This is a genomic window from Paenibacillus tepidiphilus (assembly GCF_008635795.1).
GTDB lineage: Bacteria > Bacillota > Bacilli > Paenibacillales > Paenibacillaceae > Paenibacillus_AQ > Paenibacillus_AQ tepidiphilus.
Genome location: NZ_VWRQ01000017.1, coordinates 92,324 through 108,603, shown reverse-complemented (window position 1 = coordinate 108,603; position 16,280 = coordinate 92,324). Strand labels below are relative to the sequence as shown.

Below are 16,280 nucleotides of genomic sequence, written 5' to 3'. Positions count from 1 at the left end.
AGGAAATAGCTTCCTCCGGAAACATCGCGGTCATTCGGTTACTCGGCCAAGCAGCAGCGACTTGTTATTGGCGGTAAGCCGCCAGCTTGTCATTTAATCCACGCGTCTGGCCGTAGACCTCCTGGTAAATACTGAACAATCCGTCATAGACGGCCGCTTGCTCCGCGTTCGGCTTGAACACTTCGGCCGGACGGATGAAGGCTTCGGCACATTCGCCGAGAGAAGCGAACCAGCCGCTGCCGTACGCGGCCAGCATAGCCGCGCCCATAGCCGGCCCCTGCTCACTCTCCAGCTTCACAATGGAGGCGTTAAAGATATCCGCCTGCATCTGCAGCCAGGTCTCATTCTTCGCACCGCCGCCGATGGCGACAATCTCGTTGATCTCCTTGCCGGAATCGCGGACGATCTCGATGGATTCACGCAGCGAGAAGGTGATGCCTTCCAGTACGGAACGGGCAAAATGGCTCAGCGTATGCCCGGAATCCATACCGATAAAGCTGCCGCGGATATTCGCATCCGGATGCGGGGTGCGCTCGCCGGAAATATACGGCGTGAACAGCAAGCCGCCGCTGCCGGCGGGAATAGCGCCTACACCCTGCAGCAGCTCATCGAAGCTCTTGTCCGCTGCGAAGGTTTCCTTGAACCAGGTCAGGCTGTGGCCTGCGGCCAGAGTAACGCCCATAATATAGTAGGCATCCTTCTCGCCATGATTGAAGAAATGCACCTTGCCTTCCAGGTTGAGGTCCTTGTTGCTCTCATAGGACAGCACCACGCCGGAGGTGCCGATGCTGCACATTGTCCGGCCTTCGCCCAGAATCCCCGCGCCGAGCGCGCCGCAGGCATTATCCGCTCCGCCCGCGAATACCTTCGTCGAGGCCAGAAGGCCTGTCTCCCCGGCAATTTCCGGCAGCAGCGTTCCCGTCAGATCGAAGGATTCCACCAGCTTCGGACACAGCGCGAGCGGCAGATTGAAGGCTTCAGCAATCTCGGCGCTCCACTCTTTGGCAGCGACATCAAGCAGCAGGGTCCCTGCCGCATCGGAGTAATCCATCGCATAATCTCCGGTCAAGCGCAGACGCACATAATCCTTGGGCAGCAGGAACTGGTGGGCCTGTGCCAGCACCTCGGGTTCGTTCTCCTGCACCCACAGGATCTTAGGCAGCGTAAACCCTTCCAAAGCACGGTTGCGCGCAATGTCGATCAGCTTGCCGCCAAGCGTCTGTTCAATTCTGCGGCATTGTGCCGTTGTACGGGTATCATTCCATAGAATAGCCGGACGCAGCACCTTGCCTTCGCTGTCCACCAGCACAAGCCCGTGCATCTGGCCGGAGAAGCTGAGGCCATCCACCTGCGACGGGTCCACACCGGACTGCTCCATCAGGCGGCGCAGGCTGACCAGCGTTCCTTTTACCCAATCCTCAGGGTTCTGCTCGCTCCAGTTCGGCTGGGCGCGGCTAAGCGGATACGCTTCCGAATGTTCAAAAGCCACCTTGCCCTGCTGGTCCACCAGCACAGTCTTGACCGCACTGGTTCCAAGATCGACACCGATTACATAGTTCATGATAGAGCCTCCTAAAAGTTTTACGAGCTATACTTCAATGATTAATGCTTCGAGTAAAACTGACTTCGTAAGCGTTCGCTTTGTTTTACGAGCTTATACTTCAAATGATAATGCTTCGAGTAAAACTGACTTCGTAAGCGTTCGCTTTGTTTTACGAGCTATACTTCAATGATTAATGCTTCGAGTAAACCCGCGTTTATTTAAACTGTTGATATACCGGTTCTGTCGGCTCCCCTACAGATTATAGTCTATGCTGATACTATAACTGATTCCAGCCCCGCGCTAAAGTAGACTCCCAAAGAAAGGAGGAATATTTAATTCGATTTTTGCAACTTATTATCAGCAAATATCCCCATTCCAGGGAATTAGTTCGATTTCGTCCATTTAATCAGCCGGATTGAAGCGGATGTCAACAGAAATGCACTAATTAGTTAGACATTTTCCACTTAGATATTATCTTTCCGCGAAAATCATGGAATTAGTTCGATGTTTTCCACTTACTCCAAACAACAGGATGGCGATAGGCCAACGACCGTTCAATGGACTGGTAACCCGGCGGTTCAGTCATAATTAGCGGGTTCAAAGACATTGCCTACGCGCTGACACCGGCCGCTCATACTAATCCATAGAAAAAGGGCTGCCGAAGAATGCTTTCTTCAGCAACCCCCGTTGCATTAGCGGCCCGCACCCGGGCCGCATGTTGTCGCTAAATCCTATTCAGCCAGAATGTACTGGTTCAGAGTCGCTTTCAGCAGCTCTTGACGTCCGGATTGGTTAGGACGCGGATTCTGGTTGTTCAGAGCGTAGTCGGCCAGGGAAGCCAGCGTAGCTTTGCCGGATACGATGTCGGCGCCGATGCCTTCGCTGAAGCTGCTGTAACGCTTCTCGATAACATCTTCGAATACGCGGTCTTCGATCAGCTTGGCAGCCACTTTCAGGCCTTTGGCATAAGTGTCCATGCCGGCGATGTGCGCCAGGAACAGATCTTCCGGTTCGAAGGACGGACGGCGTACCTTGGCGTCGAAGTTAATGCCGCCTTTGCCCAGACCGTCGTTCTTCAGTACTTCATACAGAGTCAGGGTAGCATCATACAGGTTAACCGGGAACTCGTCGGTATCCCAGCCCAGCAGCGGATCGCCCTGGTTCGCGTCGAGCGAGCCCAGCATGCCGTTGATGCGGGCAACGCGCAGTTCATGCTCGAATGTGTGGCCGGCCAGTGTAGCATGGTTGGCTTCCAGGTTCAGCTTGAAGCTGTTCTCAAGGCCGTACTTCTGAAGGAACGCAATCGTTGTAGCAGCATCGAAGTCATATTGGTGCTTGGTAGGCTCTTTCGGCTTAGGCTCGATCAGGAACTGGGCGTCAAAGCCGATTTCCTTCGCGTAATCAACAGCCATGGAGAACAGGCGTGCAATGTTGTCCTGCTCCAGCTGCATGTCAGTGTTCATCAGGTTCTCGTAACCTTCACGGCCGCCCCAGAATACGTAGTTGGATGCGCCCAGACGTTTGCCGACTTCCAGACCCTTCTTCACTTGGGCAGCGGCATAAGCGTATACATCGGCATTGCAGGTAGAGCCTGCACCGTGCATGAAGCGCGGATTGGTGAACATGTTGGCCGTGTTCCACAGCAATTTCTTGCCGGAAGTCTTCATGCCCTGTTCGAGAATGTCAACGATGGTATCGATGTTCTTGTAGAATTCGCTGAGCGAAGCGCCTTCCGGAGCGATGTCCACATCATGGAAGCAGAAATATGGAAGGTCCATCTTGTCCATGAATTCAAAAGCGGCTTCCGCACGGGCCTTAGCCTTGTCCAGAGCGTCCAGCTTGTCCCAGCTGCGTACTGCGGTTTCAGCGCCGAACGGGTCGGAACCGCCGGCAGTAAGTGTATGCCAATATGCCATTGCAAACTTCAGGTGCTCTTCCATAGTTTTGCCGGCTACGATTTCTTTTGGATTGTAGAATTTGAATGCGTAAGGGTTGGTGGAACGGCTTCCCTCGTAAGAGATTTTTCCTACTGTTTCAAAATAAGCCATTATTAAAGTCCTCCTCGGTTTTGAGCTTTTGCCCGCAAGCGTTTACAGCATCATCTTAACACAACTTTCAGACTTTGTATATTGGTTAAACAAAGTTTTGGGCAAAATTTTTTCAGCCTCATTTAACGGCGCGTACTTACCGCCACCCACGGTCATAACGTGCCCTCGCACGGCTGTATCTATGCGTTCACCAAAGCCGGTCGGGCCGCCTTTCCTCTGATTCGCGGTTGCATTTTAATGCCTATCGCTCTAGACTAAATGGAATACTGTTTAATGAGAACGTTATCAATCAAAGGAAGTGTCTTGTGTGAAAGTTACGGGTGATCAGGCGCTGGTCAAAAAAATCAACAAATCGCTTGTGCTGCATACGATCCGCACCCACTCCCCGGTCTCGCGGGCCAAAGTATCCGAAATGACCGGTCTCAATAAGGCCACGGTCTCGAACCTGGTGGCCGAGCTTTGCGGCCAGGAGCTGGTCACGGAGGCAGGTCCGGGAGAATCCAGCGGCGGCCGCAAGCCGCTGATGCTGCATTTTAACCGCATGGCCGGTACCGTCGTCGGCCTGGAGCTGAGAATCCGGCAGCTGTCGGCCGTTCTGTGCGATCTCGGCGGACATATTTTGCAGGAGCTGGAAGCTCCGCTGGATAACCATGAGCTGCCTTATGTAGTGGAGCAGATGAAGAAGCTCATCGGGACGATGATCGCCGCTGCACCGCCTTCGCCGTATGGAATTGTCGGAATCGGAGTCGGAGTACCGGGAATGGTGGATGAGCACGGCGTGGTCCTGTTTGCACCCAACCTTGGCTGGGAAATGGTCGATCTGCGGGCCATCCTGGAGGAAGCCTTCGCCGTTCCGGTCACTATCGACAATGAAGCCAATGCCGGTGCGCAGGGCGAGCTTAATTTCGGCGCTGCGCGTGGCGTGCGCCATCTGCTGTATATCAGTGCAGGTTCAGGGATCGGTTCGGGGATTATTATCGGAGGAGAGCTGTACAAGGGGGCCCGTGGCTATGCCGGCGAAACCGGGCATATGACGATCGAATCGGGCGGCACGCCCTGCAGCTGCGGAAGCCGCGGCTGCTGGGAGCTATACGCCTCCGAACGGACCTATGACCAGCCCGGCCTGCCTCTGCCGGCCCGCACAACCCCCGAGCTGGTGCGCCATGCGCGCAGCGGCCAGGCCGATGCGCTGCGCCATTTTGACTCGATGGGCACCTATCTGGGGATTGGCGTGACGAATCTGATCAACAGCTTCAATCCGGAATTAATCGTTATCGGGGGCGCATTGTCCGAGGCCGAGCCCTGGCTGGGCGGTCCGCTGCGTGATGTAGTTGCCGAGCGTACGCTGCCTTACCATAAGCAGCAGCTGGAAATCACCTTTTCCAAGCTCGGCGGCAAGGGAACGATGATCGGCGCCGCATTTGCGGCGGTCATGCACTTTCTGGGCGATATCCGGGTAACCATATAGCAAATTGACGTAAAATTGCCGCATTTGGGACGCTGCACGCTGCTAAAAAGAGGTTACAATCCATTATAATAATGGATACAGAGTGTGACTTACATCACACAACTACCTCTTTTTTGGAAAGCGAGCGTGCGTCTATGGCCTTTCTGGATACATCGGATATTTCAACTCGCATGTTCATTACCATGCTGCTGCTGCTGCTCATTATCGCCCCGCTGATCAGCCTTGGCGTGCTCCGTCTGTTCCAGTCGAGGAAGAAATCGGGCATGATGCTGATTATCAGCGGCTTGGGCGTATATGCGCTGTTTCAGGTTGTAATGACCATTACTCATGTATAGCCGGCCTCGTATCAGCTGCCTGTCGCTTCGCGGGTTATCGCCAGCATGCACTCAAAACGCTCCACACCCGGATATTTCTCACCCAGGCTAACGACGGCAAATCCTGCACTCCGGTAAAAGCCGACGGCCTCACGATCCGTCTCGGCCCGCAGCGAAATCATCCCCGGGCAGCCTGCCAGCTCCTGGATGATGCTGCGGCCGATGCCTTTGCCGCGCCACCCGGGCTGAACGGCCAAATGCCTGATCTCCACCTCTCCCCTGACTTGGCTCACGCCCACAAGAGCGGCTAATTCTCCGGCAATGAACAGACCCAGCAGGCTTCCCGACTCCCCTGCAGCGTATTTCTCCAGTTCTGCTTCAACGCCCGTATCATCCGCCATCATGCACTCGGCCAGCAGCCGCTTCACCGTCTCACGATCCCAATAGTTTATTAATTGAATCAGCATACCAAGTCCCCCCTGCGGTAAATATATTAACGTTCGTACAGCCCTTTTATTTTACCGTTCCTTACGGAACACACACGACGAAAGAGACCGCCTCCTTCTAAGGAAGCGGCCGGCTGGTATCACGCCTAGTATACGTCCAGAGCTATTGCTGCAGAACAGCAAGTGCCTTGGCAAACTGCGTCTTGTTCATACCGACGATCCTGTAACCGCCGATCAGCGTTACGGGCACAGCGCGCATACCCATATCCCATACCTGCTGGGCGTAATCATCGTTCTGCTCAATATTGCGTTCCTCGAAGGCAATGCCCTTTTCACTCAAAAAGCTCTTGACCTGGCGGCAATGCGGGCAATTTGTTGAGGTGTACACAATCACATTCTCCATAGTGAACCTCCCATAACTCACTGAAATCCACAGCCTCACACCATCGAGCCAAGAGATCCGCTGGCTGTGACGGCCGGAGATGCACCGGATTCACATCTATTTTATCACCGGAACACCGTTTCACCAATTCAAAAGATTACATGATAACCGCGCTGTGCTCCAGGCTCTCAATATATTTCTCGGCGTCCATGGCCGCCATGCAGCCGCTGCCCGCAGCCGTAATAGCCTGTCTGTAGCGGGTATCCTGCACGTCGCCGCAGGCGAACACCCCTGGGATATTGGTCTCCGAGGTGCCCGGAGTCGTAACGATATAACCGTTCGCATCCGTCGTAATTTGCCCGCCCAGAAACGCGGTGTTGGGATGATGCCCAATCGCCACGAACACACCGCTGGCCGGAAGGATTTCTTCCTGTCCGGTGACATTGTTCAGTACCTTGAGTCCGCCTACTCCATTCTCGCCGGAAACAACCTCCAGCGGCGTACGGTCCAGCGCCCAGGCTACCTTCACATTGTCGCGAACCCGCTCCTGCATGATCTTGGAGCCGCGAAGCTCGGAACGGCGGTGCACCAGTGTCACCTTGGAAGCAAAACGGGTCAGGAAGCCGGCTTCCTCAAGCGCCGAATCTCCGCCGCCGACAACTACGATTTCCTTGCCGCGGAAGAAGAATCCGTCACAGGTTGCACAGGTGCTGACTCCGCGTCCGATGTTGTCCTGCTCGCCCGGAATACCCAGGTATTTGGCGGTAGCGCCGGTGGAAATGATCAGCGTATCCGTCACCAGCGGCTCGCTCTTGCCTTCCAGATACAGCTTATACGGCCGTTCTCCCAGCTCAACGCTCTTCACCCAGCCTGTCGTGAACTGCGCACCGAACCGTTCGGCCTGCTTGCGCATATTGTCCATCAGCTCAGGTCCCATAATGCCATCCGTGAATCCCGGGAAATTCTCGATCTCTGTAGTAGTGGTCAGCTGTCCGCCCGGCTGTGGGCCTTCGATAACAAGCGGATTGAGATTGGCGCGAGCCAGATATATGGCGGCTGTGAGTCCAGCCGGTCCAGTGCCTACAATAATGGATTTATACATGACCATATCCTCCTTGGAATGGACGGCTGATACGTCTGTTCTACAAATATAAGAGGTTATACATGCCGCAACAGAGTTGTTCTTATATTTAAGGCAGATGCCCTACCGTTCAGCAGCCGGCGCTCGAAGGCAACTGACTACTTTAAAATTATTATAATGTAGTATTCATTATGCTGACCTTGAACGATTCTGTCAATATGCCAGACTCGTTTGCGGAATATTTTTTGTTAACAATTAGATTTTGGGCAATCTAAATTCTTGTGGGTATCCACCCAGCAGTTCCAGACCTCAGTCATTGGCTGCAAAATAGGCCAGCCGGAAGTTCCGGACTGGCCTATTCGTATGAACCCTTAGCTTAGCGCAGCAATCTAAGTCCGTTAAGGATCACCAGAATGGTGCTGCCTTCATGGCCGACCACACCAAACGGAAGGGCAATGCCCTGCCAGAAATTCCCGATGAGCAGAGCAAAGATTACGCTCACGGCAAAAATCATGTTCTGCTTCACAATCCGCTGCGAGCGGCGGGCCAGGGCGACGGCAGAGGCAATCTCTTCGATATTGTCATTCATCAGCACAACATCGGCAATCTCCAGTGCCGCTCCGCTCCCCTTCATGCCCATTCCCATTCCGACGGTCGCCGTTGCCAGCGCCGGTGCGTCGTTTACGCCGTCGCCAACCATAATAACATGACCGTATTGCTCGCGCAGGCTGCGGACATGTTCTACCTTATCCTCCGGCAGCAGATCGGCAAAGACCAGATCCACACCTGTCTTCTGCGCAATGACATCGGCAGTCGCCTGGCGGTCGCCCGTCAGCATCGCCACCTTGAGGCCGAGCGCCTGCAGCCGGCGCACCGCTTCTTCCGCCTGCGGCCGCAGCGTATCCTGCAGGGCAATCATTCCCGCTACCCGGCTGCCGTCCAGCACCAGGGATACCGTCTTCCCCTCTGCCTCAAACCGCCGGCGCAGCTCTTTCCAGTACGCCAGCGTCTCTTCGTCATGCGTGAGGGCCAGCTCCGGGTCATCCAGCGGAGTCGATTTGCCAATGCGCCACAGCGTGCCGCCCACCCGGCCCTCCATTCCCCAGCCGGTCACAGACATACTGTCCTCGACCGGGTACAGCCCCGCAGCTTCCGCTTCAGCCAAGGCAACGACGGCCTCGGCCAGCGGATGGCGGGACAACGCCTCGATCGACGCGCTGACTGCCAGCAGTTCCTCACGGTTATAGCCTGCTCCAGCGATAAAATCAGTCACCTGCGGCACCCCTCCGGTCAATGTGCCGGTCTTGTCAAAGGCTACCACTGCCGTCTTCGCCATGTTCTCCAGATGCACGCCGCCTTTGAAGAGAATCCCCTTGCGGGCGCTCTTGGAGATAGCCGACAGCATCGCCGGCATAATCGACGATACAAGCGCACAAGGTGACGCGACTACCAGGAACACCATCGCTTTGTAGAACGTATCACTCCAGCTCCAATCCAGCACAAACGGCGGGAGGGCAATCAGCAGAACTGTTGCGGCCACCACCAGCCGGGCATAAATAGATTCCAGCCGTTTAATAAACCGCTGTGAATCGGGTACCTCAGTCTCCGCTTCGGCAACCATGCGGATGATCTTGGCGAACAGCGTATCCTCCGCCGAACGCGTCACTTCGATATGCAGCGGGCCTTCCCCGTTCACGGTACCGGCATAGACTTCGCTTCCCGGCGACTTCTCCACGGGCAGCGATTCACCGGTAATGGAGGCCTGATCCACCGCCGATTCGCCACGGTAGACCTTGCCGTCCGCCGGAATCAGTTCGCCCGGACGGACGAGCAGCAGATCACCGATCTGCAGAGAATCAATCGGCACCTCATTCATGCCGCCCTGCTCGATCCGCACAGCCGTCGCCGGCTTGAGTGCCATGAGCGACGAGATATCCTTCTTGCTGCGTTCCATCGTGTAGCTCTCCAGCGCCCCGCTGAGCGCGAAGATGAAGATCAGCATGGCCCCTTCATTCCAGTAGCCAATGGAAGCCGCCCCCAGCGCGGCCGCAATCATCAGCAGGTTGACGTCCAGATCGCGTTCCTGCAGTAATGTCTGCACGCCCTCCTTCGCCTTGATCCAGCCGCCCAGCGCATAGGATACCACGTAGAGAAGGATGGATATAGCCTCCGACCAGCCGCTGGTCAGCCAGGCTACCAGCATTAGCACACCGCTGCCGAGCGCCGCCTGCATTTCGGAATTGCCCAGCATCGCTACAGGGTCGAACCGCCGCGGCTTCGGAGCCTGGGGAGCTCCGGTCCCCCCGCGGGATGAGATAGACTTGGGAATCGATTTGGATGTCGCTTGCATATTGATCACCTTTCTCGTTGAGAATGAATTCCATTATTAAAGCCCTGAAAACGACACATGCTGCCCCGGCGGGTGCCGGGACAGCATGTTAAATGAGAATGATAATCATTGTTTCCATTGTCCAAAAGTATTTCCTTAATGCAACTTAGCTATAATATAACACTTTTCGGGCAAAAGTAAACCCTCATCTCAGTCTTTTTTTTGTGCATTGAACCGCCGCAGGTCTGCGCTTGGGTATGTTTAATTGTTGAGGTGGTTGATGAGGGTTGAAAGTCTGATTAGTGCTAGTGTGGGTTACTTGCATAGGTAGTATGGGATTTATGTGTTTATGCGTGATTAAAGCGTGGCAAGTAATTGGCTATTGAGTAACTCAAGAAAGGTATTCCTAAATTTAACATATTGTCATACCCTGGAGGCAAGCAGTGCAAACAAGCTGCCGGATATAGCTCCTACAGCGCAGAAAAGCAATGAGCAGCAGTGTCAATGTTGGTAGAGAAAAGTAGGCACGAACAAAGTTGGTGAGGACAAAAATGATGTTGGCCGGGAGACCAGATGACTACGGTGCGAGACGTGGAGTGGAACGTATTGCAGGTTGCTCGGAAAATTAATACCTTGACCAATTCAAATTCCAGGGTATAAGTGCTTTATTCCCTCTAGCTTGCTCGGTTATAAAGTGCCATTGCACCGATTGCTGTGCCTGGTTTCGTTTCACTTCCCACACAGTCACTTCTTGCTGGTGCCGTTCGATGCAGCCAATACGGCGATGCAAACACTAACGTACAGGTGAAATTAGGTAGCGATTTTCCACTAACCCTGAAAAAGAGCAACATGAGAACTTTAAGGTACTGTTCTGCTTTACGTTCGGTTCGCTTGGTTTGTGGATTATGGTCGATTTTTCGCCTACATTTGCCCTGTCTACCTTCTCTGCAGCCCATTATGGTCAGTTTTTCGACTACAATGGGTCTGTTTTCCTCTACGGCAAGACATTGTAGTCGGTTTTTCGACTACGTTTGCCTTATTTACCTTCACGTTAGCCCATTATGGTCGATTTTTCGCCTACAATAGGATTGATTAGCTGGACTGTGCTGTTGGTCGGCCTGTTCACGGGAAAGGGATGTAGGTGCGGACGTCTCCAAACCTTACTGGCAACTAGATGGTGCATAGCTTCAATTTGATGCGGTCAAGGTACTAGATAAGGACGGTGCGGAAACGTGGTGCGGAGCTGTCCCGTTTGTTGTAACGGACACCAGAAACCTTACTGTGCATCATATACACTGATAGCTCGTGGTTTTGTGAAGATAAGGGCTCTTCAGTACGTTACACTGACTTGTTGACGCTGGAATCAATAATAAGGCTCACTGTGTCCGTAACAACGCCCCTGATACTCCGGGACGATCAAGGAGTTAATAAGTCTACCTTGTAAATTACAGTATGTCACTGGAAAACCGCTTACTGGTAGTATGCGTAACAGGCACAGCTGTGAGTATATTGCGTAAGGAGAGCGAATGGCTGATACCGCGTGATGAAGGAAGCGCCATGTGCATATAGCGCCAGGTGTGCTTAGCACTAGGTACATATTGCGCTAGAGCAGTAAATTGCAACAGCCCATGGCTTCCGCAACAAAGCGCGGAGCCATGGGCTGGTTCATGTGTGAAGGGGTTGCCGGCCGGTTACTGCCAGCCCTCGGCGGCGTCGATATTCTCCTGGCGGGCCATCCAGGTCAGACAGGCCGCCCTCAGCAGCGCTTCAGTCCGCTGGTTAGCGCTGCAAAAGATCCCGTTAATGCCGATCAGGTACAGATCGGCAAGCGCTGTCGCCGCCGGTGCCCCCGCGGCGAACACGGCCGCCGCCGGCTTCACGCTCCGCACGGCGGCGAGAATCTCGCCCGCCGCCAGCGCGAAGCAGGCGGCGGCGGCTTCCGGCGCGGCCTCATCCGCCGCGCCGTCCAGCACGAGGAAATCGGCGGTGCGCGCGATTTCCCCGGCGGCGGCGAGCCGCACCTCCGGGGCGAGGAGCGCCCCGATGCGGCACGCCGCCGCAAAAGCGTGGCCGAGCGTCTGGTCGGCCACGTCCTCGATGAATTCGCGCACAGCCGCGAATTCACCGGCGCTGGCGGGGTATGGCGCCAGCAGGTCGGTGCGGCTGTCCCCGCCCAGCCGCAGATGCTCGGCCACGGCGGCGAACAGCGCGCCGAGCTGCGCATCCTGCAGCGCGGCCAGCCTGGCCGGGGCGGCCGCCAGCTCCGGCGGCTGGAGCAGCGTGACCGCCGCCCAGACGCCGTCGGCCGAGTCGAGCAGCGCGGCGGCGGCGGCCTGCAGGCGGTAGCAGATGCGCTGCAGCGTACGGGCCGCCTGCTCCTCGTCTTCGCAGGCCAGCCAGCTGCGGTAGATGCGCGCGGTTTCCGGTTCATGCAGCCAGGATTCGCTGCGGATCAGACTCGGACCGGCCGGATAAGCTCCGTCCTCTTCGCGAAGGGGCAGCACCTCTCCGGTGCACTCCCGCAGCACCAGAAACGCCGGGCCCTGGCCCGGCCGCCGGAAGTACGTCCGGGCTAGCGGTTCCGCCCGCCGTCCACGCTCTTCGGCAGCCAGGAACTCGGCGGCGGCGGAAGCTACAGAAGCCGCCTGGCTCATCTCCACACCGATTGCCCGATCGGCTGAACCGCTATATTGGAACAGGCGCTCCTCCTTGCTCCGATTATGATCCTGCTGACGTTCTCCCTTCATCTCGCACCCACCTTTTAGTTAAGATAGCAGCCGGTGTTCTCGCTCGCAGACCTGCCGCGCCGGTATACTGCTGCTTGCATGATAGATAAGCTGAACTTAGGCTTTCCATGCCTCGGGCAGGATGGTAGTACAGCAACCGACGGCCTTTCCGTCAAAGCCTCCGCTCCCATCCCTTCCATCACTTGGCCTCACTGCACAGTTATCTAGTTCACTATAAATAAATACGGGGTCATCCCGCATTTTATGCAAGCGGTGTCAAATCAGTATAAATTTGGCGCGTGCAGCTATGCAGAGCTGAAGCCGGTGCTGTTGTTGTTTTACAGGCATATGCGGAGAAGGCGCCGAATATTCGGCGGTCAGAGGGAAATCACGCTGCAGCTATGCAGACAATGGCAAAAAAGACTTCCGTCCGCCACCGCCATCAAGGGCAGTGTAACGGAACAGAAGTCTGTTCAGCGGTTAAATGAATTAGTGGAAAATCAGCTGAAGCTAAGCCCGCTGCTGGCTGGCCGCAATCGCCTGCTCCAGGTCATACAGAATGTCGTCGATAGACTCCGTGCCGATGGACAAGCGCAACAGCTCAGGAGTAACGCCGGCAGATGCCTGCTCTTCGGCATTCAACTGCTGATGCGTAGTACTGGCTGGATGAATAATCAGGGATTTCGAATCTCCGACATTGGCCAGATGGGAGAACAGCTTCACATTCTCGATCAGCTTGACGCCAGCCGCAGCGCCGCCTTTGATGCCGAAGGTAAGAATGGCACCCTGGCCTTTAGGCAGATACTTCTGGGCCAGCTCATAAGAAGGATGACTCGGAAGGCCGGCATAGCTGACCCACTCCACCGCATCATGCGCTTCCAGGTACTGGGCTACCTTCAGTGCATTCTGGCTGTGGCGTTCCAGACGCAGATGCAGTGTCTCCAGCCCCTGCAGCAGCAGCCAGGAATTAAACGGCGAGATGGAGGCGCCCAGATCGCGCAGCAGCTGCACACGTGCCTTGATAATATATGCTATAGGTCCAACGGCATCGGTGTACACCACACCATGATAACTAGGGTCCGGCTCGGTCAGTCCGTGGAACTTCCCGCTGGCCTTCCAGTCGAATTTACCGCCATCCACAATGACTCCTCCGATAGAGGTGCCATGGCCGCCGATAAATTTGGTGGCGGAATGGACGACGATGTCTGCTCCGAATTCAATCGGCCGGAGCAGGTAAGGGCTCGGGAACGTATTGTCTACGATCAGCGGAATCCCATGCTCATGGGCAATGGCTGCGACAGCTTCAATGTCCAGCACGTTACCCTGTGGGTTGCCGATGGTTTCGGCGTACAGTGCTTTCGTCTTCGGTGTAATTGCACTGCGGAAATTCTCCGGATTGTCGGAATCCACAAAATTCACCTTGATGCCAAGCTTCGGCAGCGTAGTCGAGAACAGATTATAGGTTCCCCCGTACAAGCTGGAGGAAGAGACGATGTCGTCGCCCGCACCGGCAATGTTCAGAATTGCAAAAGAAATTGCTGCCGCTCCCGATGCCGTTGCCAGCGCCCCCGCTCCGCCTTCCAGAGCGGCAATCCGCTGCTCAAACACATCGGTCGTCGGATTCATCAGCCGGGTGTAGATGTTGCCGAACTCCTTGAGTGCGAACAAATTGGCGGCATGCTCGGCATCCCGGAAGCCGTAAGAGGTGGTCTGGTAAAGCGGTACGGCACGCGACAGCGTAGTGGGATCAATCTCTTGCCCGGCGTGAACAGCCAGGGTTTCAAAGGACAGCTTGCGGTCTTCGGACATCGGTATTCCTCCCCTGTAATTGAGAATGGCAATGTTTAACATCAATAATTGGTACTATTCTCTCACAATCCGTGTCATTTGAAAAGAAAAAAATCTCATTATTCCACTTTGTTTTATGGGATACAATTCCGCCAAGAGATTAACGGCATTATTCAGCAAAGGTAAGCGCATACAATTCTTGGACCTTCCTGTTATCATTCCCGTTGTCCGGGAGCATTTAACGAATAATAAACCAGGCCATCGGCGAGTTCGTCGCTCCGCTGAAACCCCAGTCCTTCAAGCACGCGCAGTGACCGTAAATTATCCGGTTCTACGGTTGCTTCAATCATGGCAAGGCCCATTTGCGCAAAACCGAAGGCGATCACAGCAGCCAGCGCTTCAGCCATCAGCCCCTGCCCCCAGTAAGCAGGTGATAAGTCATAGCCGAGCTCCGCTTTGGCCTCGGGTTCCCGTGTCCAGCAGTGAAATCCGCAGGTTCCCGTCAGTCTGCCTGTATCTTTAGCGAACAGTCCCCAGCGGCAGCCGGAATCGTCCAGATGAAATTGGATAATCTCCAGCGCATCCTCAAGGCTGTGACATGGCTCAATATCCATGAACCTTACAACCTCTTCGTCCGCAAAATGCCTCCACACCGCTTCCCCATCGGCCAGAGTCAGCATTCTTAGCTTTAGCCGCCGTGTCTCCAGCTCCGGAAAGGTAAGAGCCTCCATCGGTTGTCCCCTCTCTATACAGCCATATACATAAGATTCATGCTTCTAACCCAAACAGGGAAACAGCCTTCAGCCGTTCCCCTGCACATTGCCCCTGCCGCAGCAGGCCTTGCTGCAATTAATAGCCGCTTTCGTTCCGTTCGCCCTTGGCGATGGCTACGCCGCCGCTGGTGCCGATCCGGGTGGCTCCCGCTTCGACCATAATCTGTGCATCCTCGGCGCTGCGCACACCGCCGGAAGCCTTCACACCGATCTCAGGGCCAACTGCCGCACGCATTAATGCGATGTCTTCTTTGGTCGCTCCGCCGGTTGAGAAACCGGTAGAAGTCTTCACATAGTCCGCTCCAGCTTCCACCGCGAGCTTGCAGGCACGGGTCTTCTCCTCATCGGTCAACAGGCAGGTCTCAATAATGACCTTGGTCAGCGCCTTGCCGCGGGCTGCATCTACGACAGCGGCGATATCGCGCTTCACCAACGCGTCGTCTCCGTCCTTGAGTGCCCCGATATTAATGACCATATCTACTTCACCTGCACCGTTTGCAATTGCATTTGCTGTCTCGAAGGCTTTGGTCTCCGGCGTCGACGCTCCCAGCGGAAAGCCGATTACGGTGCACACCTTGACATCGGGTGTATCCTTCAGGACTTCATAGGCGACGGATACCCAGGCAGGGTTGACGCAGACCGAAGCAAACTTGTACGCTTTGGCTTCTTCTGCAAGCTTGATGATATCTTGTTTACGGGCATCCGCCTTCAGCAGCGTATGGTCGATGATCCCGGATAATGTAATTTGACTCATTGTTAATTCCTCCATGGTTGCGAATGTGCTCACTCGCTCTTAATCATACCAATAGCGGGCGGCTTTGGAAAGCCGGACAGGCGGTTTGCCGTATTTTACTCTCTATGCAGCTGAAGCGTAAGGGTATTTATTCCTATTTATTAAAATCCAAAATAAAAAGTGTAATACTGCAAAAAAATCCTTTTTTAAAAGTTTGAAACCCGGTATAATTACAGGCATGATATTCCATTATTTTCTTTAACTTATTTTTACACTAATAATTTATAAGGAGAGTTTACGCAGATGGGTAGTTTTAAATTCGCAACGGATACCGCCGCAAAATTATTGAATGTACAAGTAGAAGGCACTATGTCCGAGGAAGACGCAGGACGTTTTATTACGGAGTATAACGAAACGGTAAGCAAATTTCAGCCCACCGAATACGAAATCGACCTGGATTGCACCAAGCTGAACGTTTCTTCTCCCGATGTGCTGCCTATGCTGGAGCAATGCTACATCCTTTATAAGGAATCCGGATTCAAAAAGGTTATATTCACCATCGCCAAGAGCCCAGTTCTGAAAATGCAGCTGAGCCGCGTTGCCCGCACCACTAAACTGGAAAATTACGAAATCAGAGAAGTGTAGGTGA

The 16,280-nt window shown here is 54.6% G+C and carries 13 protein-coding genes; 3 read left to right on the top strand and 10 right to left on the bottom strand.

Annotated elements, in window-relative coordinates; all coding sequences use genetic code 11:
* Window positions 1-64 precede the first annotated feature (64 nt).
* Window positions 65-1,561, bottom strand: a complete 1,497-nt coding sequence (gene xylB, locus F1379_RS20685) for a xylulokinase (RefSeq protein ID WP_150273448.1) — start codon at window positions 1,559-1,561, stop codon at window positions 65-67.
* A 713-nt stretch (window positions 1,562-2,274) separates the two neighbouring features.
* Window positions 2,275-3,591 carry a xylose isomerase gene (xylA, locus tag F1379_RS20680; protein ID WP_150273446.1) on the bottom strand — a complete coding sequence of 439 codons (1,317 nt, stop codon included), beginning with the start codon at window positions 3,589-3,591 and terminating at the stop codon, window positions 2,275-2,277.
* A gap of 307 nt (window positions 3,592-3,898) precedes the next feature.
* Between xylA and F1379_RS20675 the strand changes: the two genes are divergently transcribed.
* The gene (locus tag F1379_RS20675) at window positions 3,899-5,059 is read left to right on the top strand and encodes an ROK family transcriptional regulator (RefSeq protein ID WP_150273444.1); all 1,161 of its coding nucleotides are present in this window, start codon (window positions 3,899-3,901) and stop codon (window positions 5,057-5,059) included.
* Between the two features lie 170 nt (window positions 5,060-5,229).
* Window positions 5,230-5,394: a hypothetical protein gene (locus F1379_RS20670; protein WP_239004748.1), complete on the top strand. Its 165-nt coding sequence runs from the start codon at window positions 5,230-5,232 to the stop codon at window positions 5,392-5,394.
* An 11-nt stretch (window positions 5,395-5,405) separates the two neighbouring features.
* Here the strand turns inward: F1379_RS20670 and F1379_RS20665 are convergent, their stop codons facing one another.
* From F1379_RS20665 to deoC, 8 genes are all read right to left on the bottom strand, one after another.
* Window positions 5,406-5,840, bottom strand: coding sequence for a GNAT family N-acetyltransferase (locus F1379_RS20665; RefSeq protein WP_150273439.1), 435 nt, complete (start codon window positions 5,838-5,840; stop codon window positions 5,406-5,408).
* A gap of 142 nt (window positions 5,841-5,982) precedes the next feature.
* The gene (locus F1379_RS20660) at window positions 5,983-6,222 is read right to left on the bottom strand and encodes a glutaredoxin family protein (protein WP_150273437.1); all 240 of its coding nucleotides are present in this window, start codon (window positions 6,220-6,222) and stop codon (window positions 5,983-5,985) included.
* 136 nt (window positions 6,223-6,358) lie between these two features.
* Window positions 6,359-7,303, bottom strand: a complete 945-nt coding sequence (gene trxB / locus F1379_RS20655) for a thioredoxin-disulfide reductase (RefSeq protein WP_150273435.1) — start codon at window positions 7,301-7,303, stop codon at window positions 6,359-6,361.
* A 355-nt stretch (window positions 7,304-7,658) separates the two neighbouring features.
* Window positions 7,659-9,632, bottom strand: a complete 1,974-nt coding sequence (locus tag F1379_RS20650; RefSeq protein ID WP_150273433.1) for a heavy metal translocating P-type ATPase — start codon at window positions 9,630-9,632, stop codon at window positions 7,659-7,661.
* Between the two features lie 1,670 nt (window positions 9,633-11,302).
* A complete protein-coding gene (locus F1379_RS20645; protein ID WP_150273431.1) occupies window positions 11,303-12,358 on the bottom strand; it encodes a hypothetical protein in 1,056 nt (351 codons plus the stop codon).
* 489 nt (window positions 12,359-12,847) lie between these two features.
* Window positions 12,848-14,146 carry a homocysteine synthase gene (locus F1379_RS20640; RefSeq protein ID WP_150273429.1) on the bottom strand — a complete coding sequence of 433 codons (1,299 nt, stop codon included), beginning with the start codon at window positions 14,144-14,146 and terminating at the stop codon, window positions 12,848-12,850.
* 194 nt (window positions 14,147-14,340) lie between these two features.
* Window positions 14,341-14,856, bottom strand: a complete 516-nt coding sequence (locus F1379_RS20635) for a GNAT family N-acetyltransferase (protein WP_150273426.1) — start codon at window positions 14,854-14,856, stop codon at window positions 14,341-14,343.
* Between the two features lie 118 nt (window positions 14,857-14,974).
* The gene (deoC, locus tag F1379_RS20630) at window positions 14,975-15,652 is read right to left on the bottom strand and encodes a deoxyribose-phosphate aldolase (RefSeq protein WP_150273424.1); all 678 of its coding nucleotides are present in this window, start codon (window positions 15,650-15,652) and stop codon (window positions 14,975-14,977) included.
* A gap of 282 nt (window positions 15,653-15,934) precedes the next feature.
* On the opposite strand from deoC, the gene F1379_RS20625 reads away from it, so the two are divergent.
* Window positions 15,935-16,276 (top strand): hypothetical protein, encoded by a 342-nt coding sequence (locus F1379_RS20625; RefSeq protein WP_150273422.1) that lies wholly within the window; start codon window positions 15,935-15,937, stop codon window positions 16,274-16,276.
* Window positions 16,277-16,280: the final 4 nt, after the last annotated feature.

Bases quoted from the DNA above. Each gene is read 5' to 3' on its own strand.
- xylB (WP_150273448.1), bottom strand. From the start codon at position 1,561: ATGAACTATGTAATCGGTGTCGATCTTGGAACCAGTGCGGTCAAGACT.
- xylA (WP_150273446.1), bottom strand. From the start codon at position 3,591: ATGGCTTATTTTGAAACAGTAGGAAAAATCTCTTACGAGGGAAGCCGT.
- F1379_RS20670 (WP_239004748.1), top strand. From the start codon at position 5,230: ATGTTCATTACCATGCTGCTGCTGCTGCTCATTATCGCCCCGCTGATC.
- F1379_RS20665 (WP_150273439.1), bottom strand. From the start codon at position 5,840: ATGCTGATTCAATTAATAAACTATTGGGATCGTGAGACGGTGAAGCGG.
- F1379_RS20660 (WP_150273437.1), bottom strand. From the start codon at position 6,222: ATGGAGAATGTGATTGTGTACACCTCAACAAATTGCCCGCATTGCCGC.
- trxB (WP_150273435.1), bottom strand. From the start codon at position 7,303: ATGTATAAATCCATTATTGTAGGCACTGGACCGGCTGGACTCACAGCC.
- F1379_RS20650 (WP_150273433.1), bottom strand. From the start codon at position 9,632: ATGCAAGCGACATCCAAATCGATTCCCAAGTCTATCTCATCCCGCGGG.
- F1379_RS20645 (WP_150273431.1), bottom strand. From the start codon at position 12,358: ATGAAGGGAGAACGTCAGCAGGATCATAATCGGAGCAAGGAGGAGCGC.
- F1379_RS20640 (WP_150273429.1), bottom strand. From the start codon at position 14,146: ATGTCCGAAGACCGCAAGCTGTCCTTTGAAACCCTGGCTGTTCACGCC.
- F1379_RS20635 (WP_150273426.1), bottom strand. From the start codon at position 14,856: ATGGAGGCTCTTACCTTTCCGGAGCTGGAGACACGGCGGCTAAAGCTA.
- deoC (WP_150273424.1), bottom strand. From the start codon at position 15,652: ATGAGTCAAATTACATTATCCGGGATCATCGACCATACGCTGCTGAAG.
- F1379_RS20625 (WP_150273422.1), top strand. From the start codon at position 15,935: ATGGGTAGTTTTAAATTCGCAACGGATACCGCCGCAAAATTATTGAAT.